Here is a 20,466-nt window from a genome sequence, read left to right on the forward strand (position 1 = left end):
GCAATGAAGGGGCCTTTCATAGCGCTAGCGGACGGTGACCGAGAGGCTCTTCGTCACCCCGTTGACGGTCACCGACAGGTTCGTCGTCCCCGGCCGCAGCGCGGTCAGCACCCCGGTCGCCGGGTCGAACGACGCGACGTCCCACGGCATCGCGGGCAGGAAACCGCCGGCGACATGCGTGCCCCAGCCGCCCTTCCAGTCCGCGCTGACCGGATACGAAACCGGCACCTGACGCGCTCCCTGCGTCACCACGGCCCGGACGTCCGCCTTCTCCCCGCGCACCAGCGACGAGGGCCCGGACACCATCAGCGTGTCGACGTTCGGCCGCGTCTCGAACCGCACCGGCTGCGCCTTGTCCCCCGGCTCGAACCGGACCATCGTCCAGCCGGCGAACCCGCCGTCACCCGGGGCCGCGGCGGGCGACTTCCCGGAGTTGCCATTCACCAGGTACGGCACGCCGTCGACGCGCGAGAGGTGGAAAACGCCCGCGTGTGAAGCGATCGCGGCCGCCTGCTTGCCCGACTCGCGTTCGAAGGCGGTCAGCCAGTCGGTCAGCATGGCGGCTTCCTTGCGGTCTGCCAGCTGCGAATTCCCGCTCGCGCTGGGGTCCTTGACCGGATGGTGCATCGCGACGACGACGCCACGGATCCGCCTGTCCGTCTTCGCGCCGTCGAGCGCCTCGCGCAGCATCCGGATCTGATCGAACCCGCCCGCGCGCAGCGAACCGCGCGAGGAATCCATCAGCACCAGCCGGATCCCGGCGACGTCGGCGACGCGATGGGTCGCCCCGAACGCCGCCTGGAACTCCGCGAGCCCGTGCCCGCCGTCGGCTTCGTGGTTGCCCGGCACGTAGTACCATGGCGCCTTGCCGACCAGTTCCTCATCGATGATCGAACGAGCCAGCACGAAATCGGCCGTCGTACCGCGGTCGACGAAGTCACCGTTGATCAGCACGAGATCCGGTTTCGCCGCCACCGCCTCGCGCAGCGCGCGCCTGGCCTGGGCGACCAGCGGGCCGTCGGGCTGGTCGGCGGTGAACTGCGCGTCGCTGACCACGGCGATCCGCAGGCCGCCGGTCGCGGCGCCGTCGGTGATCAGCGCTGGGTCACGCGGAGCCGGATCGGCGGGGACGGCGGCCGCGGGCGCGACCTCGAAGGTGAGATCGTCGAAGACCAGACGTCCCTCGTACTGCTGAGCCGGGACGTTCTCGACGGCGTAGAACTTCGTCAGCCGCTGCCCGTCGGGGAGCCCGGCGGGGATGGCCGCGCGCACGTAGCGCCAGCCCGTCCAGTCGACGCTCAGCGACAGATCCACGACGGACGGGACGTTGGCGGCGTCACGGAGTTCGGCTCGCAGCCAGGCGCCCTTCGCGTCGCCGTTGACCCACAGGCCGACCCGCTGGGTGCCTGGCGGCAGCACGATCGGTGCCGCAGAGTTGACGTAGGCCGCGCGTGTGGCGTTGGTCCCGTTCAGCCGATAGTCCAGCGCGAGACCGCGTCCACCGTCCCGGCCGGGTGCCTCGGAAAGCGCGGCGCCGACGACAGCCGGGAAGACGCTGGCGGTCCAGCCCGCCGGACCGTCCAGCGGCGCCGCCACGCGGGATTCCGTGCCGACGGAAGCCGCCAGATGCGTTACCTTCCCACCGGCGGTGGCGGTGATCGCCGAAGCGCCCGACGCCTTCAGCGCGGTGACCGCGAACCCGTCGCCGGACGCTTCGATCTTCACCACCGCGGGGTCGTAGTCGAGTTTGACGTCGTCGGGTTCGATCCACGTTCCGTAACCATCGGCGTCGTAGCCGAACACCTTGAACGTGCTCTTCGCGCCTTCGCCGGACAACGCGACCTGTTCGGTGCTCGTGCCGAGGCGGACCGGTGAACCGAGGACGTTCAGCGTGGCCTTGCCCAGGACACCACCGCGTTTCGCGTAGACGTCGACGTCCGCGGGCGCGTCCGGCCGGAGCCGGTCGGGGTGCGCGGTGAACACCCCGTCGGTCACGGTGCCGCGGAAGGGATTCGTGCTGAGCCACTGGACCTTGCCATCGACGGCGGCGCCGGTCTCGTCGTGACCGCCTGCGGCGAGTTTCCGCGTCAGCCCGGAAAGCACGCGCGTCGCGTCGGCGGTGTCCTGCACAGGACGGGGCGCGAATCCGGTCAGGCGTCCGCTTCCCGGCGTGGTCGCGACGCCGATCCCGTTGGGCACCAAGCGTTCCCCGCCGTCCGACGGCGAGTTGCGGACCAGCGGCGCCTTCTCGCCCTCTTCACGGGCGAGCATGGTCGACGAGCCGCCGCCGTCCAGGTTGAGAGCGTCGTCCGCGCCGAGCGACTTCATGTGTCGGGCGAGTTCCAGTTCCGTCATGCCGCGGCTGTCCGCCTGGCGGCCGTCGACCGTCGCCAGCCACATCTTCGTGCCGTCGGCCGAGAACCCGACCGCGGTCCGGGGGTGCATGGCGACGTTGTCGACCGGCTGGACCGCGCCGTCGCGCAGCAGGACCTTGTTGCCTCCGATCGAGACGGAAAGCTTGCCCGCGTCGCTCTTCGGCGCGTAAGTGACCCCCACCCGGTCGCCGGTCTTCAGGCCGGACAACGTGTCCACACCACCGTCACGGGCGAGCAGGATCGTCGCACCGGCCGCGATCGGGCCGTCCGCGGGCTGCGGCCGCACCTGCGTGACGACGCCGCCGGAGACCTCGATCTCGACGACGCGCCGCGCTCCCGCGACCGAGGTCCGCCGCGAGGACGCGCCCCACAGCGGCGTGTAGACACCGATCGCGTCACCGCTCAGCACGGGGCTGTTGAAGTTCGACGCGGGTACGACCCGGCCGTCGGGCAGGGTGACCGACGCGTCGAGGAACACCTCCGCGAGCCGTGCCTTGCCTTCCTCGGTGATCGACGCGGTCAGGTTGTGGCCGCGCGCGGGCGCCGTCTGGAGCTTCCCGGCGTCGATGCCGACGCCGATCGGCGCGCCGCTGGCGTTGATGTCGAAGAAGTCCCCGTTGACGCCGGCGACCGCACCGGACCTGGCGACCTGCTGCGAAAGCGGTGTCCGCGCGGAAACCGTGCCAGGGCTGAGGTACGTCGGCTTGAGGGCCTTGCTGGTGAGGTCGACGGCGAGGGTGTCGCCGCGGATCCAGCCGGCCGGGTCGTACCGGTCGAATTCGGTGAGACTCAGCCCCGGAGCCACGCGCGAAGTCGCGCTGGTGGTGACGAGACCGTCGTCGGGCGCGGCCACGGCGTACGCGGACGGACCCTCCTTCGCCGAGGACGCCGCGGGGGCGGCTTCGATGGGCGCCGGGCCGAGCGGAGCGGCCAAGGGATCGGCGTGCGCCGGTGGCGCGACGAACAATCCGGGCAGCAGGGCAGCGAGCAGCAACAAGCGTGAATTTCTCACGAGATACCCCACGATCGAGTGACAGGCGGCACCGCTCAGCACAGCGGACGCGGACCGCCAGGAGAAGACCCCGGGGTGAACGTGAACCGAACGGCGTAGGGCGCGAAGGTCAGGGCGTGAACGGCCCGGCGAGGAAGGTCTCCGCCGCCGCGGCGTCACCGATGATCTTGATACCCGAAGCGGCGAGTTCGATCCGTTGCCACAGCAGCAGATCCAGCCCTTCCGCGGGCCCTTCGACGACGGCGCCCGCTGCTTCGGCGGGGTCCGCTTGCCGCGAACCGGGAACGTCGGTTTCCCCCGGCGGTGTGATCAACCAGGCGTGTCCGGTGTCGGATGTCTTCAGCAGCAACGGGACGGTGACCGTCGGCGGGGTGTGCCAGCGCTTCACCTTCGGCAGCATGCCGAGGAGGACCTCGTCCACGCCGTCGGCGGCGAGGATCGGATCCAGGTCGTAGTGGTTCCCCGCCGCGCGGTGCGCGTCGAGCAGGTGCACCGCGGTCTCGTGGACCTGGCGGCGGAACCAGAAGGCCTTGGTCTTGGCGGCGGCGGTGAAGTTCCAGGCGCCGTCCTGGGGAGATGCCTCGCGCAGTGCGTCGATGAGCTCATCCGCGCTTTCGCGGTACCAGGCGGCGAGATCCGCGCCCGGTTCCGCTTCGAAGACCTGCGGGGCGGGGTCGCCGGTGCGCACGACCCCGGCCGCCCAGCGGTGGACGTTGCCGAGGTGGACGACCAGGTCACGCAGGCGCCAGTCCCCGCAGCACGGCACGGGCGCGGCGTGGTCCCCGGTGCTCGCGACCCGCGCGAAACCGGTGGTGAGTTCCCGCAAACGTTCCAGGTACCCGTCCGGTGTCATCAAAGCTCCCCGATTCGCGGACGGCGCGGTGCTCCCGCGCCGCCCACGAGTGTGTCAGACCTCGGGGAACCAGAGCTTGAGCTCGCGCTCGGCCGACTCCGGGGAGTCCGAACCGTGCACCAGGTTGTACTGGGTCTCCAGCGCGAAGTCGCCGCGCAGGGTGCCCGGGGTGGCCTTCTCGACCGGGTCGGTGCCGCCGGCGAGCTGACGGAAGGCGGCGATGGCGCGCGGGCCCTCGACGGCGATCGCGACCAGCGGGCCCGAGGTGATGAACTCGAGGAGGTCGCCGAAGAACGGGCGCTCCTTGTGCTCGGCGTAGTGCTCCTCGGCGACCGAGCGCTCGACGGTGCGCAGCTCGAGGGCGGCGAGCTTCAGGCCCTTGCGCTCGATGCGAGCGATGACCTCGCCGACGAGGCCGCGCGCGACGCCATCGGGCTTGACGAGGACCAGCGTGCGTTCAGTCACGGCGGTATTTCTCCTTGGGTGGGTTTCGTGCTATTCGCCCGGAGCCTACTGGGTGCTTCGCCGTTCACTTCACTTCGGACCAGGGAATGGCTTCGATCCGTTCGAGGTGCTCCTCCCCCCACTCCCCGAGCGCGGCCATCGCGGTGTTGAGGGAATCCCCGAATCCGGTCAGCGAGTACTCCACCTTCGGCGGAACCTGGTGGTACACCTCGCGATGCAGCAGTCCGGTGGTCTCCATCTCGCGCAGTTGCAGGATCAGCACCCGCTCGCTGATGCCGGGCACCGCGCGCCGCAACTCCCCGAAGCGCAGCGGCCCGTCCTGGAGTGCGAACAGGATGAGGCCTTTCCATTTGCCGCCCACGACGGCGATCGCGGCGTCGAGGCCGCAGGTGAACGTCCGGTTCTTGGTCATCGTTTCACATACCTTTTTGTCAGTACCTGGCAAAATAGTAGGTACTTGATCGAATGTACGCGACCGCCCAGCATGGAGTCATCCGAAGATTTCCTTTGACTGGAGCGAAAATGCCGAAGACGCCGGTGACCGTCGTGGGCCTGGGTTCGATGGGCTCGGCCCTGGCGGACGCCTTCCTCGCGGCCGGGCATCCGACCACCGTGTGGAACAGGACAGCCTCGAAGGCCGATCCCCTCGTCGCGCGGGGAGCAAGCCTGGCCGCGACTGCCGGGGACGCGGTGCGGGCGAGCCCGTTGACCATCGCCTGCCTGACCACCTACGAAGACACGCGTGCGGCCTTGGAGCCCGCTTCGCTCACCGGACGCGCTTTGGTCACCTTGAACAGTGGCTCGCCGGCGGAAGCGCGCCGGATGGCCGAATGGGCGAAGGAGCACGGCGCGCGCTACCTCGACGGCGCGATCAAGAACGTGCCGTCGGCCGTGGGAGCGCCGGACACGCTGCTGTACTACGGCGGCGACAAGTCCGTCTTCGACGAGCACCTGGACACGCTGCGGATGCTGGGCGGCGACACCGTCCACCTCGGCGAAGACACCGACCTCGCGGCGCTGTACGAAACGGCCGTCGGCGGCACCCTGCTGCCCGCGCTGGTCGGGTTCTTCCAGGGTGCCGCCGCGCTGCGGTCACGCGGGCTCGCGGCCGAGACGCTCTTGCCGTACGCCACCAAGTGGTTCGAGATGATCATCTCGGTGCTTCCGACGCTCACCAAGGAAATCGACAGCGGTGACTACTCGGATCCCGCGTCCTCGGTGGACATCTTCCACGCCGGCGCCGCCGCCGACCTCGGACTGGCCGAGGAAGGCGTCGACGTCGCGTGGCAGCTGCCGATGCACGACCTCGTCCGGCGGGCCGTCGAGGCCGGATACGGCGACCGCAGCATCGCGGTCCTGACCGAACTGCTCAGCGCTGGGGCTGAAGGGTCTTCGACCACAGCGAAGCGCCCGTAGCGTCCCTCAGATCGACCGTGAGCACGCCGCTCCGTCCGTCGATGTTCACCTCGCCGAAATGCTGGAAGCCGTCGGCGGGCGAGGTGTTCGCGGCGGGCGGGGCGTGTACGAACACCGCTTCCGGCCCGAAGGTCGGGTCGAGGGTGTTCGGGCCGAACGCGCCGGCGTTGAGCGGACCGGACACGAACTCCCAGAACGGGTCGAAATCGGTGAACGACGCGCGATCCGGCGAGTAGTGGTGCGCCGCGGTGTAGTGCACGTCGGCGGTCAGCCAGACGACGTTGCGCACGCGGCGCCGCGAGATCTCCCGCAGCACCCAGGCGAGTTCGGTCTCGCGGCCGCCGGGCGCGCCGGGCAGGCCGTTGGCGACGCCCTCGATGGCCTTGCCGTCCGGGACGGTGAGCCCGATCGGGAGGTCGGCCTGGATGATCTTCCAGGTGGCCGTGCTGCGGTCGAGCGCGTCGACGAGCCAGCGAGCCTGACGGTCGCCGAGGATCCGGCCCGGTTTGGTCTGGTCCGCGGTGTTGGCGTCCTTGTAGGTTCGCATGTCCAGCACGAAGACCTCGGCGCGCGAACCGTGCCGGAAGTTGCGGTACACACGGCCGTCGACGGCCTGGCGGCGGTCGATCGGGTGCCATTCGTGGAACGCCTGGAACGCCCGCGCGGCGAGCACGTCGACACGCTTTTCGGTGTATTCGGGGCGATCGTTGAGGATCTCTCCGGGGTACCAGTTGTTCACGACTTCGTGGTCGTCCCACTGGACATAGGCGGGCACGTTCGCGGTGAAGCGCTTGAGATTCTCGTCGAGGAGGTTATAGGCGAACTGGCCGCGGTACTCGTCGAGCGTCTCGGCGACCTTCGACTTCTCCGGGGTGACGATGTTGCGCCACACCCGCCCGCCGGGCAGCGCGACGGTCTCGGTGAGCGGCGCGTCGGCGTAGACCGTGTCTCCACAGTGGAGGAACAGGTCGGGGCGGCGGTCGGCCATCGCGCGGTAGATCGTCATCCCGCCGCGTTCGGGGTTGATGCCCCAGTTCTGCCCGGCGACGTCGCCGGACCACAGCAACCGGACGTCCGAGCGGCCGACCGGGGCGGTGGTGAAACGGCCGGTAACGGCCTCGCTGCGAGCGCGGCCGTCGAGGTCTTCGGCGGTGACCCGGTAGTGGATCTCGGTCCCCGGCAGGAGGCCGGCGACGCGGACCTTGCCCGTGCCGCCGGTCTCCGGGCTCATCACCGGGCCGCGCACGCGGCGCGCGTGCCGGAACGACGGATCCCGGGAGATCTCCACGATCAGCCGCGACGGCCGGTCGGCGCGCGACCAGACGATTCCGGAACCGGTGGTGACGTCGCCGGACTGGACACCGTGGGTGAGCACCGGGCGGTCGCGGCGAAGGAGCGGGACGGGGTCCGCGGTCGCGGTTCCGGGGAGGAGCAGGCCACCCGCGACGGCTCCGGCGCCGGTGAGACCGGCTTTGAGCAGCGTGCGGCGGTTGTGGTGGGAAGCGGTCATGGCGCGGTTCTATCCCGCGGCCACGGCCGGTGGGCCAACGGCGGTTGACCTGGTGATGAACGAACGGACGGTAGCCGGCTCAACCGTTCGGTCGATGCCTCCCCGTGTCGGCCCCGGTACTTTCGATCACGGGGATGGTCGATCCGGATGGGGGAACGATGCGAAGATTCCAGCGCGGGCTCGTGCTGCTCACGGCGGCTCTGGCGGTGTCGAGCCTGACGACAGGGGTCTCGTCCGCGGACGAGCTCGGCCGGTCGCGGGCGGTGATCAGGTACACCGAGTACGGCATCCCGCATATCGCGGCGAAGGACTTCGACGGCCTCGGCTACGGCTACGGGTTCGCCGCGGCCAAGGACAACATCTGCGAACTCGCGAACACCTACCTGACGGTGTCCGCGCGGCGCTCCGCGCACCTCGGCGCGGGCGGCCAGGGCAATCCGGCGATGAGCGAGGCGGAGAACAACCTCGACAGCGATCTGCACTTCCAGCGGATCAACGACTCCGGGGTGGTCGAAAGGCTTCTCGCGCGGCCCGCACCGCACGGCCCGCGGACCGAGGTGCGGGAGCTGGCGTCCGGATACGTCGCGGGATACAACGCGTACCTGAAGCAGACCGGTGTCCAGCACATCACCGATCCGGTGTGCCGCGGCGCGGACTGGGTCCGGCCGATCACCGAACTCGATTTCTACCGGCACTTCTACGCCGTCACGTCGGTCGCCGGACAGGGCCTGCTCGCCGACGGCCTCGTCCGCACCCAGCCGCCGTCCACAAAGGATGTTCCGGCCGCGGGACCGGAGTCCGCGCCGAAGATCGCCGACGGCCTGCGCGAGACGATGAAGACGGGCGAACTCGGCAGCAACGGCATCGCCGTCGGCGGCGACGGAACGAAGTCCGGTGGTGGCCTGCTGCTCGGGAATCCGCACTATCCGTGGCAGGGCGGACGCCGGTTCTGGCAGTCGCAGCTGACCATTCCCGGCCGGTTCGACGTCGCGGGCGGAAGCCTGCTGGGGCTCCCGTTGCCGCAGATCGGCCACAACGCCGAGGTCGCGTGGACGCATACGGTGTCGACGGCCATCACGTTCGGTCTCTTCGAAGTACCGCTGGCCCCCGGCGACCCGACGACGTACCTGGTCGACGGGAAACCGGAGAAGATGACCGCGCAGGAGGTGAAGGTCGAGGTCCGGGAACCGAGCGGCGAGCGCCGGCAGGTCGCCCGCACCTTCTACGGGACACGGTACGGCCAGGTCCTCGGTTCGGCGTTCGGCGTCCCCACGCCATGGACGACGAAGTCCGCGCACGCGCTGCGGGACGGGAACGCCGGGAACCTGCGCGGCCTCAACACCTGGTTCGAACTGGCCGGATCCCGCAGCACCACGGATGTCGCCAACGCACTCGCGCGCACCCAAGGCGTCCCGTGGGTCAACACCATCGCCACGGACCGGCCGGGGAACGCGCTGTACAGCGACATCCAGGTCGTGCCGCACGTCACCGACGAGCGGGCGGCGGACTGCGGGACCCCGCTGGGCCGGGCACTCTTCCCCGGCACCGGTCTCTCCATTTTGGACGGTTCGAAGTCGTCGTGCGACTGGGGTTCCGACCCCGGTTCCTTGGAACCGGGCCTGTTCGCGCCGTCGCGGTTGCCGCTGCAGCAACGACGTGACTACGAACTCAACGCCAACGACAGCGCCTGGCTCTCCAACGCCCGTGCGCCGATCGCGCCGCTCCCCCGGATCGTCGGCTCGACCGGGACCCAGCGGTCGGACCGGACGAGGGAAGCGCTCATCGCCACCGAGGAAGGCTTGGCGGGCAAGGGATTCACGCCGTCGTCGATGAAGGACATGCTGTATCGCGGCCGAAGCCGCACCGCGGAACTCGCGGCCGCCGACACGGCGAAGATGTGCGCGGCTTTCCCTGACGGGCAGGCTCCGTCCACATCGGGGCCGGTGCCCGTCGGCAACGCCTGCACGACTCTGGCGTCCTGGGACCGCACGTTCCGGCTCGACAGCCGCGGCGCGCTCTTCTTCGAGCGGTTCGTGGACCGGATCGGCGGGCTGCGGGGCATTTGGCAGGTCCCGTTCGACCCGAACCAGCCGGTCACCACGCCGAACACCCTCGCGACCGGGAACGCCGACGTGCGGAAGGCCTTCGGTGACACGCTCGCCGAATTCCGCGCCAACGGCATCCCGGTCGACGGCAGGCTCGGCGACCATCAGACGGTGACCCGGGCCGGAAAGCGGATCCCGATCCACGGCGGACCGGGCGACCTCGGCGTGCTGAACGTGATCACGGCGCTGTGGGACCCGGCCAAGGGCAACCACGAGGTCGTCCACGGATCCAGCTACGTGCAGGTGGTCGGGTTCGGCGGCAAGGCCTGCCCGGACGTCTCGACGATCATGACCTACTCGCAATCGACCGACGTCACATCACCGCATTTCGCCGACCAAACGCGGTTGTACTCGCGGGGCGGCTGGGTGCGGGGCCGATTCTGCGCCGCGGACATCGCGAGGTCGCCGGAGCTACGGGTGGTGAGGCTGCGCTAGGCGCGTGATCAGCGGCGTATCTCGCGTGATTGGAGGCGTAACTCGCGTGATCAGGCGCCGCACACCCGAGTGCGGTCTCCAGACACGTGAGATACGGCGCTGATCACGTGAGTGACGCCTTCGCCGCGGCCCCAGGGGGACGGCTACTGGGGTTGCTGTTGCTGGCTGGGGAGTGTCCCGGCCGCCATCCGCCGCGCCACATCGCGGCGCAGCCACAGCAGCCACAGCCAGATCCCGAGGAAGATCACCCCGAGGATCGCGACGGCGGGCAGCGCGACGAAGAAGGCGATCAGCGCGACCTGCAAGACCAGCACCGCGGGCACCGCCCACGGCTTCTTCAGGAAACCGCACAGCACGATCAGCGCGACCGCGATGACGATCACCGACCAGCCGGTGAACGAGCCGACGCCGCCGCCGAGTTTCGCCACCACCGGCAGCGCGAGCGCGACGGTGATGCCCTCCATGATCAGCGAACCGGCCATCACGCCGCGAAAGGACTTCATCGGGTCCTTGGCGGGCGGCTTCGGGGTTTCGTCGGTCACGCCGGCTCCTTACCGAACAGGGTCCTGGCCTCGCCCGCGGTGACGACCGAGCCGGTGACCAGCACGCCGCCGCCCGCCAGGGGCTCCTCGGGGTCGTCGCTCTGCTCGACGAGGCCGATGGCGGTCTCGATCGCGGCATCCAGGCCGGCCTCGGCCACGACCCGGTCTTCGCCGAAGATCGAGATGGCGATGTCGTTGAGTTCGTCGAGCGGCATCGCGCGCGGGGACGAGTTCTTGGTGACGACGATCTCGGAGACGACGGGTTCGAGGGCGTCCAGGATGCCGCGGGCGTCCTTCTCCGCCATCACACCGACCACGGCGACGAGGCGGCGGAAGGCGAACTCCTCGGCGACGGTGGTGGCGAGCGCCTTGGCGCCGTGCGGGTTGTGGGCGGCGTCGAGCAGCACGGTCGGTGCGGCGCGGACGCGCTCCAGCCGTCCCGGGGTCTCGACCTCGGCGAAGGCCTCGCGGACGGCTTCGATGACCAGTTGCCTCTCCTTGCCCGCGCCGAAGAACGCTTCGACGGCGGCCAGCGCGAGCGCGGCGTTGGACGCCTGATGCGCGCCGTGCAGTGGCAGAAAGACCTCGTCATAGACCCCGCCGAGGCCCTGCAGCTTCAGCATCTGCCCGCCGACGGCGATCTCGCGTTCCAGCACGCCGAACTCGCTGCCCGCGCGGGCGACGCTCGCGTCGACCTCGACGGCGCGTTCCAGCAGGATCTTCTGCACGTCGGGGTCCTGCTCGGCGATGACCGCGACGCTGCCGGGCTTGATGATCCCGGCCTTCTCCACCGCGGCTTTGGCAGGCGAGCCGCCGAAGTACTCGACGTGGTCGACGCCGATCGGGGTGATGACGGCGACGTCGCCGTCCGCGACGTTGGTGGCGTCCCAGGAGCCGCCGAGCCCGGTTTCGACGACCGCGGCTTCGACGGGCGCGTCGGCGAAGGCCGCGAACGCCATGCCGGTGAGCACCTCGAACTTGCTCATCGGCACTGAGTCGGGCCCGCCCGCGTTGTCCACCATGGTCACGTACGGCGCGACGTCGCGATACAGATCGACGTACGCGGCGGCGGAGATGGGGGCGCCGTCGAGCGCGATCCGCTCGGTGACCAGCTGCAGGTGCGGACTCGTGTACCGGCCGACGCGCAGGCCCATCCGGGTCAGCAGCGCGTCGATCATCCGGGTGGTCGAGCCCTTGCCGTTGGTCCCGGCGACGTGCAGCACCGGGTAGCCGCGGTGCGGTTCACCCATCAGGTTGACCAGGGCCGCGATCCGGGCGAGGGACGGCTCGATCTTGGTCTCGGGCCAGCGCTGGTTCAGCTCGGCCTCGACGGCGAGCAGTTCACGGCGCGCCTGCTGCCCGTTCGGGTCGGCCGGGGCGAACTCGTCGCCCTGGTCGTCGAGTTCGTGGAGCTCCACGTCCTCGGGGGCGACGAGGTCCGGCACGGGGCCGAGCGCGAGGTTGTCCCCCAGCTGCCCGATCCCGCCGATGCCGCCCCGTGAACCGCCGCCCGCCTGGTACGCGGCGTCGGGTGCGTCCAGATCGGGGTCGGTGTCGTCGGACGGATCGTGGGCGCGGGCCCCCAATTCGTCGACACCGGCGAAACTGTCCAGATCTGCCAGGTCCGGGGATTCCCTGAAATCTTCGGAATCCCGGCCGTCACCTCGCGGCACGAACTCTCCTTTTAACCTTGCTACCAGTCGGACCGAGTCTACGTGCGGCTTTTCCTGGCACTCTCGACGCATGGGCTTCAACCACAACGACCACTACCACCCGCTGCTGCTCGACCAGCTGCCTCCCGGTCCCGGCGTGGCCCTGGACGTGGGCTGCGGCAGCGGCCGGTTCGCGCGGCGGCTCGCGGCGACCGGGATGCACGTCGAGGCGATCGACCGGTCCGGACCGATGATCGAACTCGCCGGTGCCGCCGGTTCGCCGGGGCCCGGCACGATCTCGTACCGGCAGGCCGACGTCGTCACCGAAAAGCTGCCGGAGGAGGCGTACGACTTCATCTCCTGCCTCGCGTCGCTCCACCATGTGCCGTTCGACACGGTCACGAAGCTGCGTGACGCGCTGGTCCCGGGCGGTGTGCTGGCCGTGCTCGGGCTCGGCAGGCCCAGCAAGTTCGCCGATTACGCGCGGGCTCTGGTGGCCTCACCGGTCAACGCCGTGGCCAGGGTGGTCGTGTACGCGGGCGACCGGCTCAACGGCGGGGCCGATCCGCTGCCGGCGGCGCCGATCGTGGAGACCTACCCGCCGATGAACCGGATCCGGCGCGACGCGGCCCGGCTGCTGCCGGGGAGCAAGGTCCGCAACCTGCTCTTCTACCGCTATCTCCTCGTCTACCGCCGGCCGGAAGATGATCACCCGATGTGACACCCAAGCGGGTGAAACCGGCGCTCGACACCCGATCGGCGGCGCCGAGCCGGCCGGATCCGGTTCATTTTTGAGAGGCCATCCAGTCCGGAGATCGGGGTTCCCATGCGCTACAGACGCGTCCTGTTCGCGGCCGTCTCGACCGTCGTCCTGCTGATCGCCTCCGCCACGGCGGCCACCGCCACCACGCGGTCCTACCGGAATTACGTCGCGCTGGGTGATTCCTACACCTCCGGGCCGCTCATCCCGCTCCCCCGCCTCGACCCGCTCTTCTGCGGCAAGTCGACGCAGAACTATCCGTCGATCCTCGCCTCGGCGCTGCGGGTCCGGTCCTTCACCGACATCAGCTGCGGTGGCGCCGACACCACCGACATGACGCAGCGGCAGAACGTGACCCTCGGCAGCAACCCGCCCCAGTTCAGCGCCCTGAGCGCGAACACCGACCTGGTCACGGTCGGGATCGGCGGCAACGACTACGGCGTCTTCGGCACGCTCGTCGGCACCTGCCCGTCACTGCGCGCGAGCGATCCCACGGGAAACCCGTGCCAGGACCGATTCACCGTCGACGGCGTCGACACCATGAAAGCCAAGATCGCCGACACCGGCAAGAACGTCGAGAAGGTGCTGGCCGGGATCCACGCCCGCTCGCCGCGCGCCGACGTGCTCGTCGTCGGCTACCCGCGGATCGCGCCGGAATCCGGCTATTGCCCGAAGATCCTGCCCTTCGCCGAGGGCGACTACGCCTGGCTCAACGACGTCGAGAAGGCGCTGAACTCGGCGATCGAGAAGGCCGTCGCCGCCGACGGCAAGGCGACCTTCGTGGACACCTTCGGACCGTCCGCCGGGCACGATGCCTGCGCGCCGAATGGGGCGGCATGGATCAACGGGCAGCACACGAAACTGCTCGCCGCGGCGGCTTACCACCCGTACCGCACCGGGATGGTGGGCGTGGCCGGAGTGATCCTCCGTCACCTCCGCTGAATGCAAGGAAAGGTCCTTTCCTCGCAAATTTTGCGAGGAAAGGACCTTTCCTAGCATTCGTCAGGAGGCGGGAAGCGTCGCCAACCGGGCGTTGATGCGCTCGATGTCGGCCACCGCGGTCTCCTTGCGGGCCCGGATCTTGCCGATCACCGGCTCCGGCGCCTTGTCGATGAAGGCCTGGTTGCCGAGCTTGGCATCGGCCTGCGCCAGCTCCTTCTCCGCCGCGCCGAGGTCCTTCTGCAGGCGCTTGCGCTCGGCGGCGACGTCGATCGTGCCGGACAGGTCCAGCTCGACGGTGACGACACCGGCCGACAGGCCGACCTCGATCGACGCGCTCGGCGCGAAGCCGTCTTCGGGCTGGGTGAGCCGGACCAGCGCGCGGATCGGCTCGTCGTGCCCGGTGATCTCGGCGAACCCGTCGCCGGACAGCCGCGCGGCCACCTTCTGGCTGGGTTTGAGGCCCTGGTCCGCTCGGAACCGGCGGACCTCGGTGACCAGCTTCTGCACGTCCGCGATCCGCTTGTCCGCCACGGCGTCGGCGTACGAGGCGTCGGCGACCGGCCACGGGGCGATCACCAGCGACTCGCGGCCGGTCAGTGCCGTCCACAGCTTCTCGGTGATGAACGGGACGAACGGGTGCAGCAGCTTCAGCACCGTGTCGAACACGTGCCCCAGCACCGCGCGCGTCGCCGTCACGCGGGCCTCGTCGCCCTGGAAGACCTGGACCTTCGACAACTCCAGGTACCAGTCGCACAGCTCCGTCCAGGTGAACTGGTAGAGCGTGTCGGTGGCCTTCGCGAACTGGTAGTCCGCCAGGTAGCCGGTCACCTCGTCGACGACGCCGCCGAGCCTGCCGAGGATCCAGCGGTCGGCTTCGGTGAGCTCGCCGGCCGGGGGCAGCGGCGCGTTCGCGTCCGCGCCGTTCATCATCGCGAACTTGGTGGCGTTCCAGAGCTTCGTGGTGAAGTTCCGGGAGCCCGCGACCCAGTCTTCGGCGATCGGCACGTCGGTGCCCGGGTTGGCGCCTCGCGTGAGGGTGAACCGCAACGCGTCGGTGCCGTACTTGTCCATCCACTCGATGGGGTCGACGCCGTTGCCCGCGGTCTTCGACATCTTCTTGCCGTACTGGTCGCGGACCATGCCGTGCAGCGCGATGGTCTTGAACGGCGCCTCGCCGGTGGCGTAGAGGCCGAACATCATCATCCGCACGACCCAGAAGAACAGGATGTCGTAGCCGGTGACCAGCACCGACGTCGGATAGAACTTGTTGAGGTCCGGCGTCTTCTCCGGCCAGCCGAGGGTCGAGAACGGCCACAGGCCCGAGGAGAACCACGTGTCGAGCACGTCCGGGTCCTGGGTCCAGCCTTCACCCGAAGGCGGCTCCTCGTCCGGTCCGACGCAGACGACCTCGTCGTTCGGGCCGTACCAGACCGGGATGCGGTGGCCCCACCACAGCTGGCGCGAGATGCACCAGTCGTGCAGGTTGTCGACCCAGTCGAAGTAGCGCTTCTCCAGCTCCGGCGGGTGGACGTTCACCCGGCCGTCGCGCACCGCGTCGCCGGCGGCCTTCGCGAGCGGGCCGACCTTGACGAACCACTGCAGCGAAAGCCGCGGCTCGATGGGCTCCTTCGACCGGTCGGAGTGCCCGACGCTGTGCAGGTACGGACGCTTCTCCGCGACGATGCGGCCCTGCTCACGCAGCTTCTCCCGCACCGCGACACGGGCTTCGAAACGGTCCATGCCGTCGAACTCGGTGCCGGTGCCGTCGATGCGGCCCTGCTCGTCCATGATCGTGATCATCGGCAGGTCGTGGCGCTGGCCGATCTCGAAGTCGTTCGGGTCGTGCGCGGGGGTCACCTTGACCGCGCCGGTGCCGAACTCCGGGTCGACGTGCTTGTCCGCGACGATCGGGATCTTGCGCCCGGTCAGCGGAAGCTCGACCTCGGTGCCGATGAGGTGGGTGTAGCGCTCGTCGTCCGGGTGGACCGCGACGGCGGTGTCGCCGAGCATCGTCTCCATCCGGGTGGTGGCCACGACGATCGCGTCCTCGCCGTCGCCGTAGCGCATCGAGACGAGCTCGCCCTCGACCTCTTCGTGCTTCACCTCGGCGTCGGACAGCACCGACCGCAGCTCCGGCGACCAGTTGACCAGCCGCTCGGCACGGTAGATCAGGCCGTCGTCGTAGAGCTTCTTGAAGATCGTGTTGACGGCCTTGGACAGGCCGTCGTCCATGGTGAACCGCTCACGGGTCCAGTCCACGCCCTCGCCGAGGCGCTTCATCTGGGCGAGGATCTTGCCGCCGTGCTCGTTCTTCCACTGCCAGACGCGCTCCACGAAGGCCTCGCGGCCGAGCTCGCGGCGGCTGGTGCCCTCGGCGCGGAGCTGCTTCTCGACCAGCGCGTGGACCGCGATGCTCGCGTGGTCCATCCCCGGCAGGTACAGCGTCTCGTCGCCGAGCATGCGGTGGTAGCGGGTGATGGCGTCGATCAGGGTGTGCTCGAACGCGTGCCCGATGTGCAGCGAACCGGTCACGTTCGGGGGCGGGATGACTACCGTGAACGGCGGCTTGTCCGACGTGGGGTCGGCCGTGAAGTAGCCGGCGTCTACCCAACGCTGGTAGAGCGAGGCTTCTTCGTCGGCCGGGTTCCAGGTACCCGGAAGGTCGGTCTGCTGCTGCTGGGCGTTCTCGGTCACAGTTGACAAGTCTACGAACCCGCTCCATCGAGTTCCTCACCGGCCGTAACGCCCGCCTTCCCGCTGGAGGCGGATATCCGGATCTGATGGATCCGGACTGGCGCGAGCACGCGAAAGTGGACGCCTGGCTCCGTGCGAAGGCCAGCCTCCTCGCACCCCAGTACGCTGATAAGAGCAAACCCGTCGACGGAACGCCCGCGGTCGACGAAGTGGACACCTACGACCCGACGAAACCCCTGCCGTCGACGGGCAACTGCGGGTAGCCGGTCGTACCTGGGGAAGAGGACCGAGATGGACGAAGAGGACCGGCGGATCGAGACCCACCCGGACCTGGTCGACCCGAACTGGCAGAAGCACGCCGAGCTGGACGCCTGGCTGGGCGCGAAGAAGGAGCTCAAGAAGAAGCGCCGTAAGCAGCGCAAGGCGGCGGCCTCCGGTGGCGGCTACTCCGCGCCCGGGTCGGGCCGGTGGCCGGGCGTCGCCGCGATCGTCGGCCTGATCGTGCTGGTCGTGGCCGCGGTGACGGTGAACGCGGTCCAGGAACGCGGCGTCAACGAGACGCCCTGGTTCCCGCTGGACGAAACGCAGATCACCCGGCTCGTCACGGACGCCTGACGCACCTCGTCGGGGCTGCGAGGGGCGTCAGACCGGGATTACTTCCACCAGATCCTCGATTCCGACGAGGTCCTTGGCGTTGCGGGTGTACAGCCGGGCGTCGTGGGCGTGCGCGGTCGCGGCGATCAGGAGATCCATGGTCCGCGCACGCGGCTGACGTCCCGCTTCGACCACGGACACCGCGAGCAGCCCATAACTGGCGGCCACGGCGTCGTCGATCGGCAACGCATCGAAATCACGCTGAAGCGCGCTCAGCCGTCGCAATCGCTGGGCGCGCCGGACCGGATTCGCCGCCACCAGGACACCGAAATGCAGCTCGGCGATGGTGGCGGAACTAATGGCCAGCTCTCCTTCGAGCGGTGGCAGATCGGTGGCGATGACGACGCTGGTGTCCAGTACCGCCCTCATGCGGTGGTCCAGGGATCACGGAAGGTCTGATCGATCAGGTCCCGATCGGCGTCCCAGTCCGGATCGGCGGGCCCGCGGAATATTTCCGCCACTTCGTCGTAGGTCCGCCAGGCACGCCTGGACACCGGCACCAGCCGGGCACTGGGACGACCGGAGACGGTGATCGTCACCTCTTCCCCGGCTTCGGCCCGCCGCACCAGCTCGGAAGCCTGCTGTCGCAATTCCCGCAATCCAACAGAACCCATGAAACCCAGAGTAGCACATGTGCTACCGCGATGATCCGAACCGGCACCCCTCGGTCGCGCGCGAGAGCGGTAAGGCGCACGATGGGGTCATGACCCGCGAAGCACCCGCGAACGACGTTGACGAGACACAGCTCGAAGTCGGGAAACCGAAGAGCTGGGCGGCCGGTATCCCCGGGGTCGCCGTCTCCCTGATCCGCGGCATGGAACAGATGGGCGCCGCGCGCACGGTGAAGACGCTGCGCCTGCTGAACCAGCGCGACGGCTTCGACTGCCCCGGTTGCGCCTGGCCGGAGCCGCGCGAGGTCGACGGTGAGCACCGCAAGCTCGCGGAGTTCTGCGAGAACGGCGCGAAGGCCGTCGCCGAGGAGGCGACGAAGCGCCGCGTCGGCCGCGAGTTCTTCGCCGCGCACTCGATTCAGGAGCTGGCGGAGAAGACGGACTTCTGGCTCGGCCAGCAGGGCCGCATCACCGAGCCGTTCGTGCTGCGCGAAGGGGCTTCGTACTACGAGCCGATCTCCTGGGACGACGCGTTCACGCTGGTCGCGGATGAACTGCGGGCACTGAGCGACCCGAACGAGGCGATCTTCTACACCTCCGGCCGCACCAGCAACGAGGCCGCGTTCCTCTACCAGTTGCTCGTGCGCTCCTACGGCACCAACAACCTCCCCGACTGCTCCAACATGTGCCACGAGTCCTCCGGCGCGGCGCTCGCGGCCACGACCGGGATCGGCAAGGGTTCGGTGTCGCTCGCCGACATCCACAAGGCGGATCTGATCGTGGTGGTCGGCCAGAACCCGGGCACCAACCATCCGCGCATGTTGTCCGCGCTGGAGGAGGCCAAGGGCAACGGCGCGAAGATCCTGGCGGTCAACCCGCTGCCCGAAGCCGGTCTGATGCGCTTCAAGAACCCGCAGAACGTCCGCGGCGTGGTCGGCAAGGGCACCCCACTGGCCGACGAGTTCGCGCAGATCCGGCTCGGCGGCGACCTCGCGCTGTTCCAGGCGATCGGTCATCTGCTGCTGAAGTGGGAAGAGGAGACACCCGGCACGATCGTCGACCGCGCGTTCGTCGAGTCGGTCACCGAGGGGTTCGAGGACTACGCGACGCATCTGCGGGAGATCGACTGGACCGAGGTCGGCGCCGCGACCGGGCTGCCACAAGAGCAGATCGAGCGGCTGGCGCGGATGATCGCGACGTCGAAGCGGACCATCTACTGCTGGGCGATGGGCCTGACCCAGCACAAGCACGCCGTGCAGACGATCTCCGAGATCGCGAACCTGGCGCTGGTGCGCGGCATGATCGGCGAACCGGGTGCGGGCCTGTGCCCGGTGCGCGGGCACTCCAACGTCCAGGGCGACCGGACGATGGGCATCTGGGAGAAGATGCCGGAGTCCTTTATGGACAGTCTCGACGCCGAGTTCGACATCAAGGTCCCGCGAGATCACGGTTGCGACACCGTCGACGCGATCCGCGCGATGCGGGACGGCAAGGGCAAGGTCTTCTTCGCCGTCGGCGGCAACTTCGCCTCCGCCACGCCGGACACGGAACTGACCGAGAAGGCGCTCAAGTCGTGCTCCTTGACCGCGCACGTGTCGACGAAGCTCAACCGCTCGCACGTCGTCCCCGGCAAGACCGCGCTGATCCTGCCCACCCTCGGCCGCACCGAACGCGACGTCCAGGCAGGCGGCGAGCAGTTCGTCACCGTCGAGGACTCGATGTCGCAGGTGCACACCTCACGCGGCAGGCTGGCCCCGGCCAGTGAGCAGCTGCTCTCCGAGGTCGCCATCGTCTGTCACCTCGCGGAGGCCCTGCTCGGTGCCGGGCACGCCGTACCGTGGCGGGACTTCCACGCCGACTACGACCTCATCCGCGACCGGATCGCCCGCGTCGTCCCCGGCTGCCACGACTACAACGCCCGGGTGCGCGAGCCCGACGGTTTCGTCCTTCCGCACGCGCCGCGCGATTCCCGGCAGTTCAACGGGACCGCCAACGGCAAGGCGAACTTCACCGTCTCCGAACTCGAGTATCCGCAGGTGCCCGAAGGCAGGCTGCTGCTGCAGACGATGCGCAGCCACGACCAGTACAACACCACCATCTACGGCCTTTCCGACCGATACCGCGGGATCGAGGACGCGCGGCGCGTGGTGCTGGTCAACCCCGAGGACCTGGTCTTGCTCGGACTCGCCGACGGCGCGATGGTCGACCTGGTCTCGGAATGGCGGGACGGCGACCGCCGGGCACCGCGGTTCCGGGTGGTCTCCTATCCGACGGCGCGGGGCTGCGCGGCGGCGTATTTCCCCGAAGCGAACGCGTTGGTGCCACTGGATTCGGTGGCGGACAAGTCGAACACGCCGGTGTCGAAGGCGATCGTGGTGCGGTTGGAGCCGGTGGCCGCACCATAGGCTGCCCGGTTGGCGGTGCCGGGCGGGCTCCGCCG

17 protein-coding genes are annotated in these 20,466 nt (G+C 69.4%); 7 read left to right on the forward strand and 10 right to left on the reverse strand.

Annotated elements, in window-relative coordinates:
• Positions 1 to 24: 24 nt before the first annotated feature.
• The 4 genes from ACLJQ7_RS16380 to ACLJQ7_RS16395 all read right to left on the reverse strand — a co-directional run bounded on the left by ACLJQ7_RS16380 (position 25) and on the right by ACLJQ7_RS16395 (position 5,117).
• A complete protein-coding gene (locus ACLJQ7_RS16380; protein WP_410649211.1) occupies positions 25 to 3,369 on the reverse strand; it encodes a phosphodiester glycosidase family protein in 3,345 nt (1,114 codons plus the stop codon).
• 127 nt (positions 3,370 to 3,496) lie between these two features.
• Complete coding sequence (locus ACLJQ7_RS16385) at positions 3,497 to 4,240, reverse strand: maleylpyruvate isomerase family mycothiol-dependent enzyme (protein ID WP_410649054.1); 744 nt, start codon at positions 4,238 to 4,240, stop codon at positions 3,497 to 3,499.
• A gap of 54 nt (positions 4,241 to 4,294) precedes the next feature.
• Positions 4,295 to 4,705 (reverse strand): nucleoside-diphosphate kinase, encoded by a 411-nt coding sequence (ndk, locus tag ACLJQ7_RS16390; RefSeq protein WP_005158515.1) that lies wholly within the window; start codon positions 4,703 to 4,705, stop codon positions 4,295 to 4,297.
• A gap of 64 nt (positions 4,706 to 4,769) precedes the next feature.
• Positions 4,770 to 5,117 carry a winged helix-turn-helix transcriptional regulator gene (locus tag ACLJQ7_RS16395; protein WP_410649055.1) on the reverse strand — a complete coding sequence of 116 codons (348 nt, stop codon included), beginning with the start codon at positions 5,115 to 5,117 and terminating at the stop codon, positions 4,770 to 4,772.
• 110 nt (positions 5,118 to 5,227) lie between these two features.
• Between ACLJQ7_RS16395 and ACLJQ7_RS16400 the strand changes: the two genes are divergently transcribed.
• On the forward strand, positions 5,228 to 6,121 hold the full coding sequence (locus tag ACLJQ7_RS16400) for an NAD(P)-dependent oxidoreductase (RefSeq protein ID WP_410649056.1): 894 nt from the start codon (positions 5,228 to 5,230) through the stop codon (positions 6,119 to 6,121).
• On the opposite strand, the gene ACLJQ7_RS16405 is transcribed toward ACLJQ7_RS16400, so the two are convergent.
• On the reverse strand, positions 6,075 to 7,631 hold the full coding sequence (locus ACLJQ7_RS16405; RefSeq protein WP_410649057.1) for an alkaline phosphatase D family protein: 1,557 nt from the start codon (positions 7,629 to 7,631) through the stop codon (positions 6,075 to 6,077). The genes ACLJQ7_RS16400 and ACLJQ7_RS16405 overlap by 47 nt on opposite strands.
• A 158-nt stretch (positions 7,632 to 7,789) precedes the next feature.
• Between ACLJQ7_RS16405 and ACLJQ7_RS16410 the strand changes: the two genes are divergently transcribed.
• The gene (locus ACLJQ7_RS16410; RefSeq protein WP_410649058.1) at positions 7,790 to 10,171 is read left to right on the forward strand and encodes a penicillin acylase family protein; all 2,382 of its coding nucleotides are present in this window, start codon (positions 7,790 to 7,792) and stop codon (positions 10,169 to 10,171) included.
• A gap of 143 nt (positions 10,172 to 10,314) precedes the next feature.
• On the opposite strand, the gene ACLJQ7_RS16415 is transcribed toward ACLJQ7_RS16410, so the two are convergent.
• Both ACLJQ7_RS16415 and folC read right to left on the reverse strand, forming a co-directional pair.
• Positions 10,315 to 10,713, reverse strand: a complete 399-nt coding sequence (locus ACLJQ7_RS16415; RefSeq protein ID WP_125694671.1) for a DUF4233 domain-containing protein — start codon at positions 10,711 to 10,713, stop codon at positions 10,315 to 10,317.
• On the reverse strand, positions 10,710 to 12,386 hold the full coding sequence (gene folC, locus ACLJQ7_RS16420) for a bifunctional tetrahydrofolate synthase/dihydrofolate synthase (protein WP_410649059.1): 1,677 nt from the start codon (positions 12,384 to 12,386) through the stop codon (positions 10,710 to 10,712). Before folC ends, ACLJQ7_RS16415 begins: the two co-directional genes overlap by 4 nt.
• A gap of 70 nt (positions 12,387 to 12,456) precedes the next feature.
• Between folC and ACLJQ7_RS16425 the strand changes: the two genes are divergently transcribed.
• On the forward strand, positions 12,457 to 13,086 hold the full coding sequence (locus ACLJQ7_RS16425; RefSeq protein ID WP_410649060.1) for a class I SAM-dependent methyltransferase: 630 nt from the start codon (positions 12,457 to 12,459) through the stop codon (positions 13,084 to 13,086).
• A gap of 105 nt (positions 13,087 to 13,191) precedes the next feature.
• Complete coding sequence (locus ACLJQ7_RS16430) at positions 13,192 to 14,067, forward strand: SGNH/GDSL hydrolase family protein (protein WP_410649061.1); 876 nt, start codon at positions 13,192 to 13,194, stop codon at positions 14,065 to 14,067.
• A gap of 60 nt (positions 14,068 to 14,127) precedes the next feature.
• On the opposite strand, the gene ACLJQ7_RS16435 is transcribed toward ACLJQ7_RS16430, so the two are convergent.
• Positions 14,128 to 16,761 carry a valine--tRNA ligase gene (locus tag ACLJQ7_RS16435; protein ID WP_410649062.1) on the reverse strand — a complete coding sequence of 878 codons (2,634 nt, stop codon included), beginning with the start codon at positions 16,759 to 16,761 and terminating at the stop codon, positions 14,128 to 14,130.
• Positions 16,762 to 16,763: 2 nt separating this feature from the next.
• Here ACLJQ7_RS16435 and ACLJQ7_RS16440 point away from each other — a divergent pair, with 2 nt between their 5' ends.
• Positions 16,764 to 17,024: a hypothetical protein gene (locus ACLJQ7_RS16440; RefSeq protein WP_410649063.1), complete on the forward strand. Its 261-nt coding sequence runs from the start codon at positions 16,764 to 16,766 to the stop codon at positions 17,022 to 17,024.
• Between the two features lie 28 nt (positions 17,025 to 17,052).
• Entirely contained in the window at positions 17,053 to 17,376 is a 324-nt protein-coding gene (locus ACLJQ7_RS16445) for a hypothetical protein (protein WP_410649064.1), read from the forward strand.
• A 27-nt stretch (positions 17,377 to 17,403) separates the two neighbouring features.
• Here ACLJQ7_RS16445 and ACLJQ7_RS16450 read toward each other — a convergent pair whose 3' ends face one another.
• Entirely contained in the window at positions 17,404 to 17,784 is a 381-nt protein-coding gene (locus tag ACLJQ7_RS16450; protein ID WP_378439048.1) for a type II toxin-antitoxin system VapC family toxin, read from the reverse strand.
• The gene (locus tag ACLJQ7_RS16455) at positions 17,781 to 18,029 is read right to left on the reverse strand and encodes a type II toxin-antitoxin system Phd/YefM family antitoxin (RefSeq protein WP_410649065.1); all 249 of its coding nucleotides are present in this window, start codon (positions 18,027 to 18,029) and stop codon (positions 17,781 to 17,783) included. Before ACLJQ7_RS16455 ends, ACLJQ7_RS16450 begins: the two co-directional genes overlap by 4 nt.
• 89 nt (positions 18,030 to 18,118) lie before the next feature.
• Between ACLJQ7_RS16455 and ACLJQ7_RS16460 the strand changes: the two genes are divergently transcribed.
• Complete coding sequence (locus ACLJQ7_RS16460; RefSeq protein WP_410649066.1) at positions 18,119 to 20,431, forward strand: FdhF/YdeP family oxidoreductase; 2,313 nt, start codon at positions 18,119 to 18,121, stop codon at positions 20,429 to 20,431.
• Positions 20,432 to 20,466: the final 35 nt, after the last annotated feature.

This window comes from Amycolatopsis sp. cmx-4-54 (genome assembly GCF_046548895.1).
Lineage (GTDB): Bacteria > Actinomycetota > Actinomycetes > Mycobacteriales > Pseudonocardiaceae > Amycolatopsis.